17 protein-coding genes are annotated in these 20,861 nt (G+C 53.8%); 6 read left to right on the top strand and 11 right to left on the bottom strand.

Annotation, left to right across the window (positions count from 1 at the left end; all coding sequences use genetic code 11):
• Nucleotides 1–2: 2 nt before the first annotated feature.
• Genes J2125_RS07500 through J2125_RS07490 form a run of 3 tightly spaced genes read right to left on the bottom strand, consistent with a single transcriptional unit; the run spans nucleotide 3 to nucleotide 2,398 of the window.
• Complete coding sequence (locus J2125_RS07500; RefSeq protein ID WP_209499481.1) at nucleotides 3–317, bottom strand: PTS fructose transporter subunit IIB; 315 nt, start codon at nucleotides 315–317, stop codon at nucleotides 3–5.
• Between the two features lie 23 nt (nucleotides 318–340).
• Nucleotides 341–811: a PTS sugar transporter subunit IIA gene (locus J2125_RS07495; RefSeq protein ID WP_017801221.1), complete on the bottom strand. Its 471-nt coding sequence runs from the start codon at nucleotides 809–811 to the stop codon at nucleotides 341–343.
• 21 nt (nucleotides 812–832) lie between these two features.
• Nucleotides 833–2,398, bottom strand: a complete 1,566-nt coding sequence (locus J2125_RS07490; RefSeq protein WP_026111713.1) for a BglG family transcription antiterminator — start codon at nucleotides 2,396–2,398, stop codon at nucleotides 833–835.
• Nucleotides 2,399–2,859: 461 nt separating this feature from the next.
• Here J2125_RS07490 and parC point away from each other — a divergent pair, with 461 nt between their 5' ends.
• The 3 genes from parC to ftsP all read left to right on the top strand — a co-directional run bounded on the left by parC (nucleotide 2,860) and on the right by ftsP (nucleotide 7,566).
• Nucleotides 2,860–5,133 carry a DNA topoisomerase IV subunit A gene (gene parC, locus J2125_RS07485; protein ID WP_017801219.1) on the top strand — a complete coding sequence of 758 codons (2,274 nt, stop codon included), beginning with the start codon at nucleotides 2,860–2,862 and terminating at the stop codon, nucleotides 5,131–5,133.
• A gap of 147 nt (nucleotides 5,134–5,280) precedes the next feature.
• Nucleotides 5,281–6,018, top strand: a complete 738-nt coding sequence (locus J2125_RS07480; RefSeq protein WP_017801218.1) for a 1-acylglycerol-3-phosphate O-acyltransferase — start codon at nucleotides 5,281–5,283, stop codon at nucleotides 6,016–6,018.
• Between the two features lie 123 nt (nucleotides 6,019–6,141).
• Nucleotides 6,142–7,566, top strand: a complete 1,425-nt coding sequence (gene ftsP / locus J2125_RS07475) for a cell division protein FtsP (RefSeq protein ID WP_017801217.1) — start codon at nucleotides 6,142–6,144, stop codon at nucleotides 7,564–7,566.
• 32 nt (nucleotides 7,567–7,598) lie between these two features.
• On the opposite strand, the gene dkgA is transcribed toward ftsP, so the two are convergent.
• Nucleotides 7,599–8,423 carry a 2,5-didehydrogluconate reductase DkgA gene (dkgA, locus tag J2125_RS07470; RefSeq protein WP_017801216.1) on the bottom strand — a complete coding sequence of 275 codons (825 nt, stop codon included), beginning with the start codon at nucleotides 8,421–8,423 and terminating at the stop codon, nucleotides 7,599–7,601.
• Between the two features lie 222 nt (nucleotides 8,424–8,645).
• Between dkgA and J2125_RS07465 the strand changes: the two genes are divergently transcribed.
• The gene (locus J2125_RS07465) at nucleotides 8,646–9,530 is read left to right on the top strand and encodes an AraC family transcriptional regulator (protein WP_017801215.1); all 885 of its coding nucleotides are present in this window, start codon (nucleotides 8,646–8,648) and stop codon (nucleotides 9,528–9,530) included.
• A 30-nt stretch (nucleotides 9,531–9,560) separates the two neighbouring features.
• Here J2125_RS07465 and J2125_RS07460 read toward each other — a convergent pair whose 3' ends face one another.
• From J2125_RS07460 to J2125_RS07440, 5 genes are all read right to left on the bottom strand, one after another.
• On the bottom strand, nucleotides 9,561–10,226 hold the full coding sequence (locus tag J2125_RS07460) for a DedA family protein (protein WP_017801214.1): 666 nt from the start codon (nucleotides 10,224–10,226) through the stop codon (nucleotides 9,561–9,563).
• 135 nt (nucleotides 10,227–10,361) lie between these two features.
• The gene (metC, locus tag J2125_RS07455) at nucleotides 10,362–11,552 is read right to left on the bottom strand and encodes a cystathionine beta-lyase (RefSeq protein ID WP_209499480.1); all 1,191 of its coding nucleotides are present in this window, start codon (nucleotides 11,550–11,552) and stop codon (nucleotides 10,362–10,364) included.
• A 114-nt stretch (nucleotides 11,553–11,666) separates the two neighbouring features.
• The gene (locus J2125_RS07450; RefSeq protein ID WP_017801212.1) at nucleotides 11,667–12,959 is read right to left on the bottom strand and encodes a TRAP transporter large permease; all 1,293 of its coding nucleotides are present in this window, start codon (nucleotides 12,957–12,959) and stop codon (nucleotides 11,667–11,669) included.
• 9 nt (nucleotides 12,960–12,968) lie between these two features.
• Nucleotides 12,969–13,475, bottom strand: a complete 507-nt coding sequence (locus J2125_RS07445; protein ID WP_017801211.1) for a TRAP transporter small permease — start codon at nucleotides 13,473–13,475, stop codon at nucleotides 12,969–12,971.
• A 13-nt stretch (nucleotides 13,476–13,488) separates the two neighbouring features.
• Nucleotides 13,489–14,457 carry a TRAP transporter substrate-binding protein gene (locus J2125_RS07440; protein WP_026111712.1) on the bottom strand — a complete coding sequence of 323 codons (969 nt, stop codon included), beginning with the start codon at nucleotides 14,455–14,457 and terminating at the stop codon, nucleotides 13,489–13,491.
• Nucleotides 14,458–14,775: 318 nt separating this feature from the next.
• On the opposite strand from J2125_RS07440, the gene exbB reads away from it, so the two are divergent.
• The gene (gene exbB / locus J2125_RS07435) at nucleotides 14,776–15,510 is read left to right on the top strand and encodes a tol-pal system-associated acyl-CoA thioesterase (protein WP_026111711.1); all 735 of its coding nucleotides are present in this window, start codon (nucleotides 14,776–14,778) and stop codon (nucleotides 15,508–15,510) included.
• Between the two features lie 5 nt (nucleotides 15,511–15,515).
• Entirely contained in the window at nucleotides 15,516–15,938 is a 423-nt protein-coding gene (gene exbD / locus J2125_RS07430; RefSeq protein WP_026111710.1) for a TonB system transport protein ExbD, read from the top strand.
• 37 nt (nucleotides 15,939–15,975) lie between these two features.
• On the opposite strand, the gene J2125_RS07425 is transcribed toward exbD, so the two are convergent.
• Nucleotides 15,976–18,054, bottom strand: a complete 2,079-nt coding sequence (locus J2125_RS07425; RefSeq protein ID WP_017801207.1) for a putative bifunctional diguanylate cyclase/phosphodiesterase — start codon at nucleotides 18,052–18,054, stop codon at nucleotides 15,976–15,978.
• Between the two features lie 177 nt (nucleotides 18,055–18,231).
• Entirely contained in the window at nucleotides 18,232–20,334 is a 2,103-nt protein-coding gene (locus J2125_RS07420; RefSeq protein ID WP_017801206.1) for a putative bifunctional diguanylate cyclase/phosphodiesterase, read from the bottom strand.
• Nucleotides 20,335–20,861: the final 527 nt, after the last annotated feature.

Here is a 20,861-nt window from a genome sequence, read left to right as displayed (position 1 = left end):
ATTCAGGCGCGTTCTAACGAGCCCGCCACTTTTTCCAGAAACTTAACCGGGGACTTAATCACAATATCGGTTTTCACCCGTACCACAGGTTTGCCTTTAAAGCGCTCTTCGCCTTTGATCTTGATATCGATAGCTAAAATCACTACATCGGCGGCGGCGATTTCACTGGCGGTTAATTCATTTTCGATGCCGATGGTGCCCTGCGTTTCAACGCGAATATCATGGTTTAACGCTCTGGCGCCTTTCAGCAGTTTTTCGCGCGCAATATAGGTATGCGCGATGCCTGCGGTACAGGCGGCTACACAAACTATTTTCATGGTATGCCTCGTCTTATTAAGGGTTAGCAGAGGTCGGTTTCCGCATACTGACTGAACAGTTGAATAATCCTTTCCGGGTCGGTCTCCTGTAACAGCTGAGCAATCACCTCATCGTCGGCCAGCGCACTGGCAACCTGAGACAGCAGGCGAATATGTGTGGTGTTCTGATCTTCCAGACGCACGGCAAACAGAATAATGCAGCGTACCTTGCTGCCATCCAGCGTCTCCCAGGCGATATCCTGGCGTGTGCGGCCAATCGCCAGCGTGGTCTGTTTTACCGCCGAGGATTTGCCGTGCGGAATGGCAATATGGTTTTCAAAGCCGGTAGAACCTTCGGCTTCACGCAGATAAACATCACGAATAAACGCCTCTTTGCAGCTGAGCGCGCCATCCTGATACAGCAATTCGGTCAGCTCCTGAATCGCCTCATCCTTGGTGGTGGCGTTCATGGTTAACGTGACGCGATTTGCATTAAGAATTTTATTAATATCCATTTACTTCACCTCATCAGAAAATTAATGCTCAGCCGCTGAGAGTGCATTCACCGCCTGATGCAATTTGCTGGCAATCACGCTCTCAGTGACGCGTTTAATATCGTCGTCATTAAAAAATGCCGAAACATAGACCACCGGAATCTGTGGCGCCTGCAAATGAATGGTGGAGATCACCAGCTCAATATCTTCATGCTGGCAAAAGCTGACCATATTGCTGGCGGAGACTACGCCGACGATGATCCAGTCAGGAAAGGCGCGCAAAATACGGCTTTTCAGCAGGTGCGAGGTGCCAACACCGCTGGAACAGACCAGCAGGATACGTTTATGGGCAATCTGGCGTTCCAGCGCGGCCTGAAAATGAATGCTCAGATAACCGGTTTCATCTTCAGCAATGTCCTGTAGCTGGAAGCGCAGGCACAACTGGCTAATCGCCTGTTGCGTAATCTGGTAAATATCACGCAGTTCATTTTTAATATCGTCTAATAACGGATTGCGAATGCGGATATGATATTTAAGCCGGTTAAGTAACGGTTTGACGTGAATTAACAGGCCGTCATAGAGCAATTTATCACTGCGCAGGTCAATATTAATCAGGTCGGAAAACAGATCAATTAATGACAGCGTTAAACGCCTTGATTCACCATTGGCATATTTATAATGCGGCGGCTGGTTGTCGGCGCGCTCTTCCAGCACAATACCGGAGGAGATAATATACTGGTAAATAAACCACACTTCATCGGCGGGCAGTGAATTCGCCACGCGCTGTTCGATTTGCTGCACCATATTGCCAGCGATAGTAAAAATATGATTATCCACCTGCTGATAAATGGTCTCATCGCTAAGGGTTAAGCAATTTCCCGCCGCCATACGGTGCATCATAATTAAGATATGGGTAAAAATATTGACGTAGTAAGGTTCGCCCAGCTGCCATGCCAGCTGTTGCTCCATCTCCTGTAGCAGCTGCTGGACAAAATCGACATCCGCTGCGCCAAAATAGTGAGTCAGGGCATGATAGCTGCCTGGGTCGAGGCGCGAATGGTTGACCATCCCCGGCTCTTTATGGCTCATCACCTGATTGATTAACGACACCATCGCCTGGCGCACGCAGCTTTCGCTGCCTTCAATATGGGTGCCGCTCTGGCTGCGTACCAGCGTCAGGCCGAGCGGCTGCATCCAGCTTTCAATCACCTTCAGATCGTTAACAATCGATGCGCTGCTGATAAAATAGCGTTCGGAGAGCTTGCTGATTGAGGTTTCCCGTGGCGTATCGCTTAGCAGCTGCGAGGCAATCTTCACCCGGCGTGCATTGTTGGCCAGCGCGTCGCTTTCGCCGTCATCCACCACAATCTGCTGCTCCAGCAGAATTAAACGCTGGTTATCGGCGGCGATTAACATAATGCCGGCGCCGACCTTTTTGTCCGGGTAAATATTCCACGCGGCAAGCATGGCCTCAACAAACTGCATATCGCGATGAACGGTTTTTTCTGAGACATCCAGATAATGTGCAATATTTTTAACCGTTACATGCTCCTGATGTTGCAGCAAGTATTTCAATAACCGGTTTTGTCGTGAGGTAAGAGGCTGCATCATATTACCCTTCTTATGTGCGTCAGATTTTCTGATGCTTATTATTGATGAGTGTTGGTTACAGGTTTCCTTAGTTGTTTTCGGGTAGTGAATGGATGTTTAACGGACTGTGATGATTAATCTAGTCGCCGTTAGCCAAAGCGACAATACTAAATACTGTCCGCCGGATGGGACAAAATTAAAACATCGGCCAGCATGGCTAATTAATTGAGATGGCGGTCACACTCTGGCGCCAAATAAATAAGTGTGACCCCGTTCGCATATTAAATATAATTTTAATCATTGCAGGGAAATAATCCGCCTTAAACTATTCCAGCGATCGCAGAGGGTTTTAGCCGCGCGGGCTCGCGGTTCTCTGTGACAGAACATCACCAGATAAGGTACTATCCTCGCCAAACTTACCGCTGTGCGGCGTGTCGAAGTGAGCAGTCATCGCGCTGCGATGTGAGGAAATGAGAATAATGAGTGACTTGACGCAGGATGGTGCAGAGCGTCTTGCCCTGCATACCTTTACAGAGAATGCGTACCTCAACTACTCCATGTACGTCATCATGGACAGGGCGCTTCCTTATATTGGCGATGGCCTGAAGCCGGTTCAGCGCCGCATTGTCTACGCCATGTCGGAGCTGGGGCTGAACAACAGCGCCAAATTTAAAAAATCCGCGCGTACCGTCGGTGACGTGCTGGGTAAATACCATCCTCATGGCGACAGCGCCTGTTACGAGGCGATGGTATTAATGGCGCAGCCATTCTCCTATCGCTATCCGCTGGTTGATGGTCAGGGGAACTGGGGTGCGCCGGATGATCCGAAATCCTTTGCGGCGATGCGTTATACCGAATCGCGCCTGTCTAAATATGCGGAAGTGTTGCTCGGCGAACTGGGGCAGGGCACGGTGGATTATGTGCCGAACTTTGACGGCACCATGCAGGAGCCGAAAATGCTGCCTGCGCGCCTGCCCAATATTCTGCTGAACGGCACCACCGGCATTGCGGTGGGGATGGCGACCGATATTCCGCCACATAACCTGCGTGAAGTGGCGAAAGCGGCGATTACGCTGATCGACAGCCCGAAGACCTCGCTGGATGAACTGCTGGATATCGTGCAGGGGCCGGACTACCCGACCGAAGCGGAAATTATTACGCCACGTAATGAGATCCGTAAGATCTATGAAAATGGTCGTGGATCGGTGCGGATGCGTGCGGTGTGGAAGCGCGAAGATGGCGATGTGGTGATCACCGCCTTACCGCATCAGGTTTCCGGCGCGCGCGTGCTGGAACAGATCGCGGCGCAGATGCGCAATAAAAAATTACCGATGGTCGAGGATCTGCGTGATGAATCGAATCACGAAAACCCGACGCGACTGGTGATTGTGCCGCGCTCCAACCGGGTGGATATGGATCAGGTGATGAACCACCTGTTTGCCACCACCGACCTGGAAAGAAGCTACCGCATTAACCTGAATATGATTGGCCTCGACAATCGTCCGGCGGTGAAAAACCTGCTGGAGATCCTCAGCGAGTGGCTGGTGTTCCGCCGCGATACGGTGCGTCGTCGTCTGAATTACCGTCTGGAAAAAGTGCTGAAACGCCTGCATATCCTTGAAGGTTTGCTGGTGGCATTCCTCAATATCGACGAAGTGATCCATATCATTCGTACTGAGGATGAGCCGAAGCAGGTGCTGATGTCGCGCTTCGATATCAGCGAAACCCAGGCCGAAGCGATTCTGGAATTAAAACTGCGTCATCTCGCCAAACTGGAAGAGATGAAGATTCGCGGTGAGCAGGATGAGCTGGCGAAAGAGCGTGACCAGTTGCAGGCGATTCTCGCTTCAGAACGCAAAATGAATACCCTGCTGAAAAAAGAGCTACAGGCTGACAGCGATGCCTATGGCGATGACCGTCGTTCGCCACTGCGGGAACGTGGTGAAGCGAAAGCGATCAGTGAACATGAGCTGGTGCCATCAGAGCCGGTGACGATTGTACTGTCACAGTCTGGCTGGGTGCGCAGCGCCAAGGGCCATGATATTGACCCGGCGGGGCTGAGCTATAAAGCGGGCGACAGCTATCGTGCGGCGGCGCGCGGCAAGAGTAATCAGCCGGTAGTGTTTATTGACTCTACTGGTCGCAGCTATGCGCTGGATCCGATTACGCTGCCGTCGGCGCGCGGACAGGGTGAGCCGCTGACCGGCAAACTGACGCCACCGCCGGGCGCGGTGATTGAACAGGTGCTGATGGAGGCCGACGATCAGAAACTGCTGATGGCGTCTGACGCCGGTTATGGTTTTGTCTGTACCTTTAGCGATCTGGTTTCACGCAATCGCGCCGGTAAAACCCTGCTGTCGCTGCCTGCCAATGCCCGCGTGATGACGCCAATGGCGATTCACGACGACAACGATCTGCTGCTGGCGATCACCAGTGCCGGTCGTATGTTGCTGTTCCCGGTGGGGGATTTACCGCAGCTGTCGAAAGGCAAAGGCAATAAGATTATCTCTATTCCATCGGCGCAGGCCGCATCGGGTGAAGATAAGCTGGTATGGCTGCTGTTGCTGCCTGCCAACAGCGCGGTAACCCTGCACGTTGGCAAGCGCAAACTGACGCTGCGTGCCGAAGAGCTGCAGAAGTTCCGTGCTGAACGTGGTCGTCGCGGCACGCTGTTGCCGCGTGGTCTGCAACGTATCGACAAGGTTGAGGTTGATGCGCCTGCACGCCCGACGGTGGCGGATAGCGAAGAATAACGCTAATACCGGGCGCGTTGACGGCACGATAAGTGTTGCTGCGCCCGGTGTGTTTTCTGCGGAAGACAGTATACTGAGCGTCTGGCGCCCAAAGGTAACAATAGCCTGCCGTCAGGTTCTTAGCTCGGAAGTAACCACGAGGTTGTGATGCTCTTAATTTTACGTGCCATTTTTGTCGTTATTTATTCGGTTCTGGTTTGCGTGTTTGGCTGTATTTACTGCCTGTTTTCACCACGAAATCCTCGTCATGTTGCGACGTTTGGACGCCTGTTCGGACGCCTGTCGACGGTTTTTGGCCTGAAAGTGGAGCTGCGCAAGCCTGAAGGTGCTGAAAACTATGGTAATGCTATCTATATAGCTAATCACCAGAATAACTACGATATGATCACTGCCGCCAATATGGTGCAGCCCACCACCGTGACTATCGGCAAGAAAAGCCTGTTATGGGTGCCGTTCTTTGGCCTGCTGTACTGGCTGACCGGCAACCTGCTGATTGATCGCGACAACCGCGCCAAAGCTGCGGGCACCATTGGTGAAATGGTGAAGCAGTTTCAGAAGAAGCGGATCTCGTTCTGGATGTTCCCGGAAGGTACGCGCAGCCGTGGTCGCGGTTTACTGCCGTTCAAAACCGGCGCTTTTCATGCCGCGATGACCGCTGGCGTGCCGATTATCCCGATCGTCGTCTCTACTACGCACGACAAAATTAAACTGAATCGCTGGAACAATGGCCTGGTGATTATCGAAATGCTGCCGCCGGTAGATGTGAAGCAGTTCGAAAATCAGTCGGTGCGTAAGCTGGCGACCCACTGCCGTGAGCTAATGACTGCTAAGCTTGAACAGCTGGATGCCGAAGTGGCCGAGCGCGAAGCGAATAACAAGGTTTAAGCCGATATTCAGGGCTGACGGCGCATCATAGTGTCGTCAGTTATTAACACAGCACATCTCATATCATAAAAAAATGGAAAGCGGCCTGTTCTCCTTAGCCGCGCTTACGGGTACGGAGTTTTTATGTCCTTCAGTCGACGTCAATTTATTCAGGCATCGGGCATCGCCCTGTGCGCGGGCGCAGTGCCTTTCAGCGCCCGTGCCGCGGCAGCTAAGGGAACCGCGCTGCCGGTTCCGCCGTTGCTGGAATCCCGTCGCGGTCAGCCACTGTTTCTCACCCTGCAACGCAGCCACTGGTCATTTAGCGGTGACAATAATAACAAAGTGCCGGTGTGGGGTATTAATGGCATCTACCTTGGGCCGACGGTACGCGTCTGGAGCGGTGATGATGTCAAACTGATATACAGCAATCGCCTGAATGAACCGGTATCAATGACGGTGGCTGGACTGCAAGTACCGGGCGCACTGATGGGCGGCGCACCGCGGATGATGTCGCCAGGCATTGACTGGTCGCCGGTAGTGCCGATCCGTCAGGCCGCCGCCACCTGCTGGTATCACGCCAACACCCCGAACCGTATGGCGCCGCATGTCTATAACGGCCTGGCCGGGATGTGGCTGGTGGAGGATGAGATCAGTAAAAATCTGCCGATTCCTAATCACTACGGCGTCGATGATTTTCCAGTTATTATTCAGGATAAACGGCTGGATAATTTTGGCGCGCCGAAATATGAACCCCCAGCCAGTGGCGGCTTTGTCGGCGATACGCTGCTGGTCAATGGCGTGCAAAATCCTTATGTCGAGGTATCGCGCGGCTGGGTGCGTTTACGTCTGCTGAATGCGTCCAACTCGCGTCGCTATCAGCTGGTGATGAGTGATGGCCGCCCGTTTAATGTTATCGCCAGCGATCAGGGCTTTTTGCCTGCGCCGGTGGCGGTGCTACAGCTGTCACTGGCGCCGGGCGAACGCCGTGAAGTGCTGGTCGATATGTCGCAGGGGGAAGAGGTGTCGATTACTGCCGGAGTGGCGGCGGGGGTGATGGATCGTCTGCGTGGTTTCTTTGAGCCTTCCAGCATTCTGACCTCGACGCTGGTGCTGAACCTGCGACCTACCGGGCTGCTGCCGTTAGTGACTGATAACCTGCCGATGCGACTGGTCGCCGATCAAATCCTTGATGGCCTGCCGGGTCGTACACGCGAGTTCCGTCTGGGCGATGCGCTGCCGGGCATCAATGGTGCGCTGTGGGATATGACGCGCATTGATACGCAGTCGCAACAGGGGACGTTTGAGCGCTGGATTATCCATGCGGATTCGCCGCAATCCTTCCATATTGAAGGGGTGATGTTCCTGATCAAAAGCGTTAATGGCGCGCAGCCGATGGGTGAAGATCGCGGCTGGAAAGATACGGTCTGGGTGGATGGCGATGTGGAACTGCTGGTGATGTTTACCCAGTCATCGTCAGAGCATTTTCCGTTTGTCTATCACAGTCAGGTGCTGGAGATGGCCGACCGTGGCTCCGCAGGGCAGCTGCTGGTGCAGCCTGCGATCTGATAAGGGCGACAAGAACGCCGCCCTTGCTGCAATTAATTCAGCTCATCCGGATCCGGGCCTAACCGGTTGCCTTTATCCAGCTTCGCAATGTCGCTGATCTCCGGTTTTTCCAGACGGAAATCAAACACTTTAAAATTCTCTTCAATGCGCGCCGGGGTGATGGATTTCGGGATCACCACCAGGCCGCTGTCGAGGTGCCAGCGAATCACAATCTGCGCCGGGGTTTTGCCATATTTCTTCGCCAGGTTTTTAATAATCTCCTGATCAAAGACCCCTTTACCTCCCTGCGCCAGCGGGCTCCAGGATTCGGTCTGAATCTGATGCATCGCATTCCACGCATGCAGTTCACGCTGTTGCAGCATCGGGTGCAGCTCAATCTGGTTAACCACCGGCGTGACGCCGGTTTCATCAATCAGGCGTTTCAGATGCGGCTGGTTGAAGTTACAGACGCCGATGCTTTTGGTCAGCCCCTGTTTTTGTAACGCAATAATCGCGTTCCACGCTGCCACATAGTTGTCTTTTTGCGGACAAGGCCAGTGCATCAGATAGAGATCAACACTCTCCAGCTGCAGTTTTTTCAGGCTGGTTTCCAGCGCCTGTTCGGCATTTAGCTGGTCGTCATTCCACAGTTTGGTGGTAATAAAGATATCGTCACGCGGCACATCCGTTTCCTGCAGCGCCTGACCAATGGCCTCTTCATTTTTATAAATGGCGGCGGTGTCTATCGAACGATAACCAACGCTAAGCGCTTTAACTGCCGCATTGCGTGCGTCCTCAATACTTGCCTGCCAGACGCCAAGCCCCAGTTGCGGCATCATATTGCCATCGCGGAGTTTAATAATCGGTTGATCTGCCATAACGTCTCCTTTCGAGCGAGTGAACCGGCGCCAGCGACGCCGGTTTAACTTTAGAGTCTAGTCAAGAAGCTGAGTTCAATGGGATTATAATATCGCTGGTGAAACAAATGGCCTGCTTCCCGTGCCCGTTTCTGCTGTAATCTTGCCTGATTCTGCAAGTCGCTGGAGAAAAGCGCACTGAACAGGCATATTTATTCTGTTGCTAAGCAAGCGGGAATTTTTATGGATCATCAGGCTATCTGTACACGGCTGGCGCAGCAGCTGCTGGCACTTCAGGCCAGCGGCAAAGCGGCGTCGGTGAAGGACATTAATCTGTTTTGCGCCAGTCAGCCATCGGGCCGTACGCCGGTGATGTACAAGCCGGGGATTGTGATTCTGTTTCAGGGGCAGAAGACCGGTTACCTCGGCACCAGTGTATTTCATTACGATGCCACCAAGTATCTGATGCTGACGGTGCCGCTGCCGTTTGAGTGCGAGACTTTTGCCACCGCAGAAGCCCCGCTGGCCGGATTATCTCTGCATGTTGATACCATCACGCTGCAGGATCTGCTGATTGATATCGGTGATGACGACAGCTTCCATCCGCAGCCGCAAACGCGCGGGATTCACTCGTCGCTGCTGACCGAAGAGATGCTGTGCGCCTGCGAACGCCTGCTGGATGTGATGTCCAGCCCGCGCGACGCCCGGGTGCTGGGGCCGCAGATTGTGCGTGAGATCCTCTACCATGTGCTGGTGGGGCCGTGTGGCGGTGCGCTGCTGTCGCTGATTAGTCGTCAGACGCAGTTCAGCCAGATAACCCGCGCGCTGCGCCGCATCGAGCATCACTATACTGACAACCTCAGCGTTGAACTGCTGGCTGCCGAGGTCAATATGAGTGTGTCAGCGTTTCATCATAACTTTAAAGCGGTGACCAGCACCTCGCCATTGCAGTATCTGAAAAGCTATCGTCTGCATCAGGCGCGTATGATGATGCTGCACGACGGTCTGAAGGCCAGCGCGGCGGCAATGAAAGTAGGCTATGAGAGCGCATCGCAGTTTTCGCGCGAATTTAAGCGCTTCTTTGGCGTCACGCCGGGAGAGGAAGTGTCGAGAATGCGCGCGCCCTGAGGCGGCGCATGACCAGCAGGCCTGACATGTTCAGGCCCGCTGCTTGTTCTTTTTGTGTTTCCACACCATCACAATGCTGCCGGTCAGACCGATAAACAGCAGCGCAACCGGCAGAATCATCAGCACCGCCATCATCTGATCTTCATGACGTTTAATAAACGGCACCTGGCTGATGCCATAGCCAAACGCCACGACAATCGTCACCCACAGCAAGCCACTCAGCCAGTTAAAGAACTGAAAACGACCGTTTTTCAGCCCCGAAATACCGGCCATTGTCGGTAACAATGTACGCACAAAAGCGAGAAAACGTCCTACCAGCAGCGCCATTAAGCCGTGACGATTAAACATATGCCAGGCGCGCTGATGATATTGCGCGGGCAGATGCAACAGCCAGCTTTTCACCAGCTGGGTATTACCGAGCCAGCGGCCCTGTAAATAGCTTAACCAGCAGCCGAGACTGGCGGCGGTGGTCAGGATCACCATGGTCGGGATAAAGTCCATCACCCCTTTGGCCACCATTGCGCCAGCCAGCAGCAGCAGGCTGTCGCCGGGTAAGAAGGAGGCGGGCAGCAAGCCATTTTCCAGAAACAGAGTAATAAACATCACTCCATAGACAATCCACACCACATCCGGATTGGCCAGCGCAGCAAAATCCTGATGCCAAAGCGCCTGCACAATCTCATGTAACACACCCATGTTTCATCCTGTTTGCTGCGGTTATCAATAATTGTAACCGCAAAAGGCAAGCGACATCTTGATCTATGGCGCGAAGGTGCGGGTTGGTTGAGCTTTAATTAACATTTCTCACCGCAGCCTGCGCCTGTTTTGTGGTTATTGCGTCAGTCGGGCAAATCCGGCGGCCAGGTCGTCGATTAAGTCATCAACATTTTCCAGGCCGATATGGACGCGCACCAGTGTACCGCTAAAGTCGACACCGGCGACAGGACGGATTTCCGCCAGCTCCTCCGGCTGGTTGGCCAGAATCAGCGACTCATAGCCACCCCAGGAGTAGGCCATGCTGAAATGCTCAAAATGATCGAGGTAATCAGCCAGCTGCTGCGCGGTTAATTTCTCTTTCAGCACAAAGGAGAACAGGCCGCTGCTGCCGCTAAAATCACGTTGCCAGAACTGATGCCCTTTGCACTGCGGCAGCGCCGGATGATTAACCACCGCCACTTCCTCACGTTCCGCCAGCCAGCTGGCGATGCGGAGGCCGCTCTCTTCATGCTGACGCAGACGGACAGCCAGCGTGCGCAAGCCACGGCTGGCCATATAGGCGGTATCGGCATCCACCATCTGACCCATCAGATAGGAATTTTCCCGCAGCTGCGCCCAGCAGCGCTCATTGGCCACGGCAGTACCAATCATGGCGTCAGAGTGACCGATCAGATATTTCGTCCCGGCCTGAATTGAGATATCCACGCCAAAATCGAGGGCGCGGAACAGAATGCCAGCTCCCCAGGTGTTATCCAGCATAATCACCGCATCCGGCGCTTTACTGCGCACCGCGGCGACAATCGCCGGAACATCCTGCACTTCCATGGTGATCGACGCCGGTGATTCAAGGAACACCACTTTGGTATTCGGCTGCACCAGATCGGCAATTTCCGCGCCGCTGCTGTGATCGAACCAGCTGGTGGAGACATTCATTTTGCTAAGGATTTTCGTGCAGAAGTCCTGCGTCGGTTCATACACCGAGCCGCTCATCAGGATATTATCGCCCGCGGCGACAAAGGCGAGAATCGCATTGGCTACCGCCGCCGCACCGCATGGATAGAGCGCGCAGCCCGCGCCGCCTTCCAGCTCGGTCATCGCTTCCTGTAATGAAAAGTGGGTCAGGGTGCCGCGACGGCCATAAAACAGCTCGCCGCTGGCGCGTCCGGCGGCGGCGCGTTTTTTATCGGCCACGGTGTCAAAAACCAGTGAAGAGGCGCGCTGAATAACGCTGTTAACCGAACCCTGAGTGAATTTTTTTGCCCGACCAGCACTGATCAGTGTGGTCTCAATTTTCTTCGTCGTCATACCAAAGCGGCCCTGCTAAATCGATAAGAAAGAAATAACTTAACACGATTAACCACCACGGGTTTAGACGGAATATTAATAACAGCATCACGCCCGGCAGGCCCGGGCGCTCCTTTAGCCAGTCATCACGCCAGCCAGTCGTGGCAGCCACAGCGAGATGGCCGGCACATAGGTAATCAGCAACAGAATAAACAGCAGCGCGCCATAGAACGGCAGCATCGCGCTGACGACCTGTTCAATCTTCTGCTTGCTGACCGCACTGGCGACAAACAGCACCGAACCGACCGGCGGTGTAATCAGGCCGATCCCCAGATTGACCATCATAATCATGCCAAAATGCACCGGATCGATGCCAAGCGCGTTGGTCACCGGCAGCAGCACCGGGGTTAATATCAGAATAATTGGCGCCATATCCATCAGAGTGCCAATCAGCAGCAGCATGATATTAATGCACATCAGGATCACATACTTATTATCGGAGATGCTGGTGAAGAAGTCGGTGATGCGATCCGGTAGTTGCATCCAGGTCATTACGGCGCCAAAGGCGGCGGCAAAGCCGATCAATACCATCACAATGGTGACGGTTTTCACCGTGCGGCACATCAGTTTCGGCAGTTCATGCCATTTATAGTCGCGATAGATAAACATGGTGACGAAAAAGGACCACAGGCAGGCAATCGCCGCGGACTCGGTAGCGGTAAACACCCCGCTGAGAATCCCGCCGAGGATAATCACCACTGTCATCAGGCCCCAGAGCGCATCGAGCAGAATTTTTAGCGCCTGTTTAAAGGGAATACGCTCGCCCTTCGGGTAGTTGCGGCGATGGGCAAAGGCGATGCACATCACCATCAGGGTGATCCCCAGCAGCAGACCCGGCAGCACGCCAGCCACAAACAGCGCGGCAATCGACACCGTGCCGCCCGCCGCCAGCGAATAGATCACCGCGTTATGGCTCGGCGGGATCAGGATCGCCTGCACCGATCCACTGGCAGTCACTGCGGCGGCGTAATCGCGCGGATAGCCTTTCTCCTCCATCTGCGGGATCATTACCGATCCAATCGAGGCGGTATCAGCCACCGAAGAGCCGGAAATGGCGCCAAAAAAGGTGGAGGCGACAATATTCACCAGCGACAGGCCGCCGCGGATAAAGCCGACAAACACATAGGCGAAATTCACCAGCCGTCGCGCAATACCGCCTTCGGCCATAATCGCTCCGGCGAGAATAAAGAAGGGGATCGCCAGCAACGAGAATTTATTTACGCCGCTGGTCATCTGAATCATCAGCGCTTCCAGCGGCAGATCGATCCACCAGGCGCCGACCAGCGCGCTGAGTCCCACCGCATAGGCGACCGGCATGCCGACCGCCAGCAATACAGCTAAGCTAAAAAGCAGTACAAAAGCATCCATGGTGAACCCTCAGGTATTACCCATAATGACAACCGGACGATGTTCCTGCGAACCAAACGCCAGACGTTCCAGCACAAACAGCAGCGTCAGCGCGGCGCCGATCGGCACCGGCAGATAGCTCTGCCCGGCGCTTAACAGCGGGAATTCCGCGATCGGCTGGCCCCACAGTTGCAGACAGAGCTGGCTGCTGTACCAGAGAATAAACAGCGAAATCACCAGCATCAGCAGATCGGCGACGCGTGACGCCAGCAGGCGCAGGTTTTCCGGCAGCCGGTCCGTCAGCATTGATACGGCAATATGCGAACCGGCACGATAGCTCACCGCCGCGCCGATAAAGGTAAAGGTCACCATACACATAATCGCCAGCGGTTCCGGCCATGGCGAGCCGTCGTTCAGCACGTAGCGCATAAAAATGGCAAAGGGCACCACCAGCGTCATTACCAGCAGCGCGGCGCCGGAAAGCACCATTGCCGCCAGATAGATCCCATCCATCAGGCTGTGACATTTATTGGCCATGATTGGCTCCTGATTATTGAACGTCAGCGATGGCTTGCATCAGCTGCTGATGTTGCGCGGCATATTTATCGCGCACCGGTTTAGTGGCGGCGATATAGGGGGTTTTATCGATGTCATGGAACTGCACGCCACCGGCTTTCATTTTATCAATCGACTGCTGATTGTAGGTCGCCCATAGCTGGCGCTGCTCCGCCTGCGCCTCTTTCGCCAGTTTGATAATCAGCTGCTGATCTTCCTTGCTCAGCTTGTCCCATTTCACTTTTGAATAGAGAAACAGCTCCGGAATAATAAAGTGGCCGCTCAGGGTGTAATTTTTAACTACCGGCAGATAGTTATGGGCGACAAAAGTCGGTGGATTGTTTTCCGTACCGTCAATCACCCCGGTCTGCATGCCGCTAAACACTTCACTGACGCCCATCGGCACCGCATTGGCGCCCATCGCTTTTAACGTATCAATCGCTACCGGACTGCCCTGCACGCGGATTTTCATCCCGCGCAGATCGTCAGCTTTCAGTACCGGTTGTTTGGTGATCAGATTGCGCGTTCCGCCATCCATCCAGCCAAGAAACACCAGCTTTGAAGCGGGGTTATTAGTAATTTTATCGCCAATCTGCTGGCCGATTTGGCCATCCAGCACCTTATGCAGATGATCTTCATCACGGAACACATAGGGCAGGGTAAAGACTTCGATCTCTGGCAGAATCGCCGCCACCGGCGCCATCGAGACACGAATAATATCGATTGCACCCAGCTGCGCCTGCTCGATCATCTGTTTTTCATCCCCCATTACGCCGCTGGGAAACACTTTAATTTCAAGGCGATCATCGGTGGCTTGCGCCAGCTTCTGACCCATATGTTCTACCGCCACTACGTTGGGATAACCTTTGGGGTGGACGTCGGCGGCACGGAGGGTAGCGGCTTGCAGCGCAGGGAATGAGGCAGTCAACAAACACAAGCTGAGTACAGTTCGGGTTAAATTCATCTCAGGCTCCAGAGGTCAGGTCATTGTCATACTAAGTGGCTAAAAAAGTAGCGGTAAAAATCATCAGCCGCGGTGAAGCGACTCACAGTTTTGTAATATTTTGAAATGTCATTCGCTAATTAATAAAACATCATTTCATAAATGTGATGGCGGTTGGATGTTCAGAGTTAAGCTGGTCTTGCTTTTAAACAATACGGGCGCTGAAAAACGCCAGTAAAATGTAAATAGTAATGAGAACTACTATCAATTCAGCGCTAATTTGATATGATCCGCGCTTGATTTATTGATGTTGTTAATCGAGGTTGGAGACACAGCGTGGTGACCAATAATCTGATGCAAACAGATCTCTCTGTTTGGGGTATGTATGAACATGCCGACATCGTAGTAAAAGCGGTAATGATTGGACTGTTGTTGGCATCCGTCATCACCTGGGCGATCTTCTTCAGTAAGAGCGTCGAACTGCTGTCAGCGAAACGCCGTCTGAAGCGTGAGCAGCAGGCGCTGGCGAGCGTGCGTTCGTTGAATGAAGCAACGGAAAACAGCAAAAGTTTTAAAGCGGGCAGTCTCAGTACTCAGCTGATTCATGAAGCGCTGAACGAACTGGAACTCTCTGCCGGTTCAGATGATAACGACGGCATTAAAGAGCGCACCGGCTTCCGCCTGGAGCGTCGTGTGGCGGCCTTTAGCCGACATGCCGGCCGTGGTAATGGTTATCTTGCCACCATCGGCGCCATCGCGCCGTTCGTCGGTCTGTTCGGTACTGTCTGGGGCATTATGAACAGCTTTATCGGCATTGCGAAAACCCAGACCACCAATCTGGCGGTGGTTGCGCCAGGTATCGCTGAAGCGCTGCTGGCGACCGCGATTGGTCTGGTGGCGGCGATCCCGGCGGTGGTGATTTACAACGTCTTTGCCCGCATGATTGCAAACTACAAAGCCTCGCTGGGCGATGTGGCGGCGCAGGTATTGCTGTTGCAGAGCCGCGATCTGGATCTGGCCAATAGTGCCGATACGCATCGCAGCGCCGCGGCGCACAAGCTGCGGGTGGGTTAAGCATTATGGCCATGCGATTAAACGAAGATCTCGACAGCAACGGTGAAATGCATGAGATCAACGTCACGCCGTTTATCGACGTGATGCTGGTGCTGCTGATCATATTTATGGTTGCCGCGCCGCTGGCGACAGTGGATGTCCGCGTTAATCTGCCTGCGTCAACCAGTGCGCCACAACCGCGTCCGGAAAAACCGGTCTATCTGTCGATTAAAGCGGATAAGCAGCTGTTTATCGGCAATGAAGCCGTCAGCACCAGTAACCTGGTTGCGGTGCTTGAAGCGCAGACCGAAGGGAAAAAAGACACCACTATTTTCTTCCAGGCGGATAAAAGCGTCGATTACGAAACCCTGATGGGCGTAATGGATTCACTGCGTCAGGCTGGCTATCTGAAGATTGGTTTGATGGGTATGGAAACCGTCAGTAAGTAACGCCGATACGGGAGCTGATATCAGCTCCCGCACATCCCTATTTTGTCTCTTCCTCGCCACCGACATAATTTCTCAGCTCCGTCACTTTCTCCGGAGAAATGGGACGACCCAGCAGATATCCCTGTAGCGTATTGCAACCCAGCCCGGTCAGAAATTCCTGCTGTGCGGTGGTTTCCACCCCTTCAGCCACCACCTTCAGATTGAGTGATTGCGCCAGCGCGACAATCGCCGAGACGATAGTGGCATCTTCGGTATCAGCCTGTAATTCATTCACAAAGGCGCGGTCGATTTTCAGTTCACTGGCTGGTAAGCGCTTCAGATAGAGCAGACTGGAGTAACCGGTGCCAAAATCGTCAATCGATGCCTTTACCCCCAGCTGGGTTAATTCGGTCAGAATACGCACGCTCTCATCCGGATCCCGCATGGCGGTGGTTTCGGTGACTTCCAGCGTCAGTAAATCCGCCGGTATCTGATGATTTTCCAGCGCATTAACCACCGTTTCCACCAGGTTGTTCTGTTCAAATTGCAACGCTGACAGGTTAACTGCCACCGACCAGTGCGGATGTCCCTGCAGATGCCAGACCCGCAGCTGACGACAGGCTTCGTCAATCACCCAGTTGCCAATATTGACGATGATGCCGGTTTTTTCCGCCAGCGGCAGGAAGACGTCCGGCGTCAGCAGGCCGCGCTCCGGATGCTGCCAGCGCAGCAGCGCTTCAAAGCCAATAATCGGGCCGTGGGGCGCGCAGTATTTTGGCTGATAAAACAGCCGTAGTTGCTGATGCTCCAGCGCCAGCCACAGATCGTTAATCAGCTGCAGCTGATTTTGCGCAATGCTGTTCATCGATGGCTGGAAGAAGTTGTAGCCGTTACGGCCATTATTTTTGGTGTGATACATCGCCGCATCAGCATTAAATAGCAGCTCGCGTTCATCGACGCCGTCGCCCGGAAATACGGCGATGCCAATACTCAGTGATACCACCAGTTCGTAACGCGAGATCTCAAACGGTCGATCAACGGCTTTCACCAGCATATCGGCGACGGCGGCGGCATCATTGGGATCATCAATCTCGATTAACAGCACAAACTCATCACCGCCAAGGCGTGCGAGCGTAAAGTGGCCGGTCATATTGGCTGTCATACGTTCGGTGACGGCAATCAGCAGGTTGTCGCCAATATGGTGACCAAAGGCATCGTTGACCGCTTTAAAGCCATCAAGATCCATAAACATCAGCGCAAACTGCGATTTTTCGCGGGTAGCTTTATTAATCGCCTGATCGAGACGATCTTCCAGCAGGATACGGTTGGGCAGACGGGTCAGATTATCATGCAGCGCCAGCTGCGCCAGTTCGCGATTGGCTTCCGCCAGTGAGGAGGCGAGAATGGAAGTACGCGCCTGCATACGCGCATCCAGCATCGATACCAGCAGAGTGATACCGAGGATCGCCAGCGTCACCACCATCACCAGAATCGCCAGCCAGTTGCTGTTCACGCCATAATGCGTGGTGTGACTGCCTTGCGGAAAGTTGGCGGCAGCCATTCCGGTATAGTGCATACCGGCAATGGCGATACCCATAATCATGGCGGCGCCAGCGCGTAACCAGCCGGTATGAGCGCTGTGTTTACGCAGATTAAACGCCAGCCACAGCGCTGCGCCGGAAGCGCCGAGTGCAATTAATACCGAGCAGGCCACCCAGCCCCAGTTCCAGACAATACCCGGCTGAAACATCAGTGCGGCCATGCCGGTGTAGTGCATGGCGGCAACGCCGCTGCCCATCACTACGGCACCGATGCACAACCGCAGCAGCGGCAGCTCGCCATAGCAAACAATCCACAGGGCAAATATCGACGCGGCAATGGCGATAACCATCGACAGCGCAGTCAGTGAGGCGTTATAGCTCATCACCATCGGTAAACTCATCGCCAGCATGCCGATAAAATGCATTGACCAGATGCCTATCCCCATGGCGAAACCACCACCGAGCAGCCAGATAATCGCGGTTTTACCACTGTTGCCGCCGACGCGCCCGGCCATATCCAGAGCGGTATAGGAGGCCAGGATCGCGACAATAAACGAGACGATGACCATAACCTGATCGTAAGAGCTAACAAGCATAAGTATTTCCAGGTGCGGTGAACCAGCAAGCTGGCTGCAGAGAGTTAATCGTATTATAAGACAATATTTTTAATAATTTTCAGGTTGAAATATCGGCAGATCACCGCTATCACTTCAGCCGACTTCGATGAAAATCACCGATGCCACTGAGCAGTTTTTTTGGTAAATGCTTTAACTTCAGGCGGAGGCCAGCGGTTGCTGGCTGTCGACATCAGGAGGTGGCGCAGCCTCACTGATAAACTGCAGTTCGCCCACCTGATCGGCAGGCATCGGTTTACCTAATAAATAACCCTGCAAAGTATCAAATCCCAGACCGGTTAACAGCTGTTGCTGCTCAAGGGTCTCAACTCCTTCGGCCACAATGCGTAAGTTAAGGCGCTGCGCCATCGCCACCATCGCGGTGATAATGGTGCTGTCGTCGCTGCCCAGTTTGAGTTTATTGATAAATGTGCGGTCGATTTTTAGTTCACTTGCCGCCAGCCGTTGCAGATGCAGCAGGTTGGCGTAGCCAATGCCAAAATTATCGATCGATATCCTGATACCCAGTTCCGCCAGCGCCGCAATAATATGCTGACTGAATTCCGGATCGCGCATCGCGATCGCTTCAGTGACTTCCAGCATCAGTGACGACGCCGGCAGCTGATAGTGCTGCAGCGCATGCTGGACGGTAAATATCAGCTCGCGCTGGGCAAACTGTAATTCCGATAAGTTGACTGATACCGTCCACTGCTGATGCCCCTGCTGGCGCCAGCTTTGCAGCTGACGACAGGCTTCATTAATCACCCAGTTGCCGATCGAAATAATAAATCCGGTTTTTTCCGCCCGCGGCAGAAACATCTCTGGCGTCAGCAGACCATGTTGCGGGTGCTGCCAGCGTAGCAGCGCTTCAAAGCCCAGCAGGGCGCCATCGGCGGCAGAGAACTTCGGCTGGTAGAACAGGCGCAGCTCATCATGCTCGAGGGCGGTCCACAGATCGTTGGCCAGTTGCAGCTGATGTTGCGAGAGGGTGCCCATCGACGGTTCAAAGAAGTGCCAGCCGTTACGCCCACTGTGTTTGGTGTGGTACATCGCCATATCGGCATTCAGCATCAGGTCGTGTTGTTCAATGCCATCATTGGGAAACAGCGCGATACCAATGCTGAGTGATACCGATACATGGTAGCGCGCCATTATAAACGGTTCTTCGATGGCCCTGACCAGCGTGGCGGCAAGCTGCGCGGCATCATCGGCCCCGGCGTCCTCCAGCAGCAGAACAAACTCATCACCGCCCAGTCGGGCCAGCGTATGGCGGACATTGAGCCGGCTTAACAGCCGTTCTGCCACACAGGTCAGCAGCCGATCGCCAACATGGTGGCCGTAAGCATCATTGACGGCTTTAAAACCATCGATATCCATCAGCATCAGGGCAAAGTGCGAATTACGCTGCGTGGCCTGTCTGATTGCCAGATCGAGCCGCTTTTCCAGCTGAATGCGGTTTGGCAATTGGGTCAGCGGATCATGGGTGGCGAGCTGCTCCAGCTCGTGGTTGGCGTGCGCCAGGCGGGCGGTTAAGCGCGAGGTGCGTATTTGCGCCTCCAGCATCGATACCAGCAGGGTAATGCCAAGGATGGCAAGGGTGATGGCGGTGACCCACACCGCCAGACCATGCTCGCTGACGCCGGTGGTGAACATCTCACTGCCATCGGCGAACTGCGCGGCAGCCATGCCGGTGTAGTGCATACCCGCAACCGCAATGCCTAAAATGATCGACGCCAGCGCGCGACGCGCCAGCAGCCCACGCTCGCCGCGTCGCAGATGAAAAGCCAGCCACATCGCGCTGCCGGAAGCCAGCAGCGCGATAACCAGCGACAGCGCGACCAGCCCCGGTCGCCACTGAATGGCCGGCGTGATCATCAGCGCCAGCATGCCGATAAAGTGCATCGCTGCCACGCCAGACGCGAGCAGCAGCGATCCGCGCATCAGGCGGGCTGGCGTCAGCTCACTGCGGCACACCTGCCATAGCGCCAGTATTGAAGCGACGATGGCGCTAATCAGTGAAGCGCCGGTCAGCGCCAAATCGTAATGCATCTCCATTGGCAGCATCATCGCCAGCATACCGATAAAATGCATCGCCCAGATGCCGATGCCCATGGCGGTGCCACCACCCAGTAGCCAGTAAAGCGCGGCGCGTCCCTGTGATATCGCCACCCGTCCAGCGATATCAAGTGCAGTAAATGAGGCGATAAATGCAACGAAAAAGGAAACGGCGATCAGTACAGGATCCCAACTGGTGACGAGCATGACTCATTCCTCGTGTGGCCAAGAACACCGCCAGAGATGCTGGTCGGTTATATAAAAATTATTGTTATGTCGTGCTCAGAATTATGCCGCCAGCACTACGTATTAACTGCTGCGCGAGTTATTTTTCATCTAAGGAAAGTCTGAGTCACGTGGCGCTCATCGCTGACGATGAATACCCATATAATTTATTAAGTTAATTAATATCGTTTGATATTCCCTAAAAATACCATCCGAACCAAAATTCGGATAGATCCTGTCGACATTATCTTTGTAAGCGCAGCGTAAGCCTTGATTTGTCACGCGGGTAAATCATTAATCAGCCTGAAAATAAAACTTAAGTATAATTTTTGACTTTGCGCTGACGATTACTACCAGCCTGTTCTATAGTAAATAAATCTGATGTGTGATGATAAATGCAAACCTTGGGGTCGCACGCAGAGAAACTCTTAATATCGCCATTCAGAGCGAAAACATTACGTTTTTTTATTTCTTGTTGCTGATTGCTCACCAGACTGGAAAGCACACAA

This window comes from Winslowiella toletana, assembly GCF_017875465.1.
Classification (GTDB): domain Bacteria; phylum Pseudomonadota; class Gammaproteobacteria; order Enterobacterales; family Enterobacteriaceae; genus Erwinia; species Erwinia toletana.
Note: the sequence above shows the minus strand (reverse complement) of the source record. Positions and strands in the feature narration are given on the sequence as shown.

Excerpts from the sequence above, each read along its gene's own strand:
- J2125_RS07500 (WP_209499481.1), bottom strand. The coding sequence starts at position 317 with ATGAAAATAGTTTGTGTAGCCGCCTGTACCGCAGGCATCGCGCATACC.
- J2125_RS07495 (WP_017801221.1), bottom strand. The coding sequence starts at position 811 with ATGGATATTAATAAAATTCTTAATGCAAATCGCGTCACGTTAACCATG.
- J2125_RS07490 (WP_026111713.1), bottom strand. The coding sequence starts at position 2,398 with ATGCAGCCTCTTACCTCACGACAAAACCGGTTATTGAAATACTTGCTG.
- parC (WP_017801219.1), top strand. The coding sequence starts at position 2,860 with ATGAGTGACTTGACGCAGGATGGTGCAGAGCGTCTTGCCCTGCATACC.
- J2125_RS07480 (WP_017801218.1), top strand. The coding sequence starts at position 5,281 with ATGCTCTTAATTTTACGTGCCATTTTTGTCGTTATTTATTCGGTTCTG.
- ftsP (WP_017801217.1), top strand. The coding sequence starts at position 6,142 with ATGTCCTTCAGTCGACGTCAATTTATTCAGGCATCGGGCATCGCCCTG.
- dkgA (WP_017801216.1), bottom strand. The coding sequence starts at position 8,423 with ATGGCAGATCAACCGATTATTAAACTCCGCGATGGCAATATGATGCCG.
- J2125_RS07465 (WP_017801215.1), top strand. The coding sequence starts at position 8,646 with ATGGATCATCAGGCTATCTGTACACGGCTGGCGCAGCAGCTGCTGGCA.
- J2125_RS07460 (WP_017801214.1), bottom strand. The coding sequence starts at position 10,226 with ATGGGTGTGTTACATGAGATTGTGCAGGCGCTTTGGCATCAGGATTTT.
- metC (WP_209499480.1), bottom strand. The coding sequence starts at position 11,552 with ATGACGACGAAGAAAATTGAGACCACACTGATCAGTGCTGGTCGGGCA.
- J2125_RS07450 (WP_017801212.1), bottom strand. The coding sequence starts at position 12,959 with ATGGATGCTTTTGTACTGCTTTTTAGCTTAGCTGTATTGCTGGCGGTC.
- J2125_RS07445 (WP_017801211.1), bottom strand. The coding sequence starts at position 13,475 with ATGGCCAATAAATGTCACAGCCTGATGGATGGGATCTATCTGGCGGCA.
- J2125_RS07440 (WP_026111712.1), bottom strand. The coding sequence starts at position 14,457 with ATGAATTTAACCCGAACTGTACTCAGCTTGTGTTTGTTGACTGCCTCA.
- exbD (WP_026111710.1), top strand. The coding sequence starts at position 15,516 with ATGGCCATGCGATTAAACGAAGATCTCGACAGCAACGGTGAAATGCAT.
- J2125_RS07425 (WP_017801207.1), bottom strand. The coding sequence starts at position 18,054 with ATGCTTGTTAGCTCTTACGATCAGGTTATGGTCATCGTCTCGTTTATT.
- J2125_RS07420 (WP_017801206.1), bottom strand. The coding sequence starts at position 20,334 with ATGCTCGTCACCAGTTGGGATCCTGTACTGATCGCCGTTTCCTTTTTC.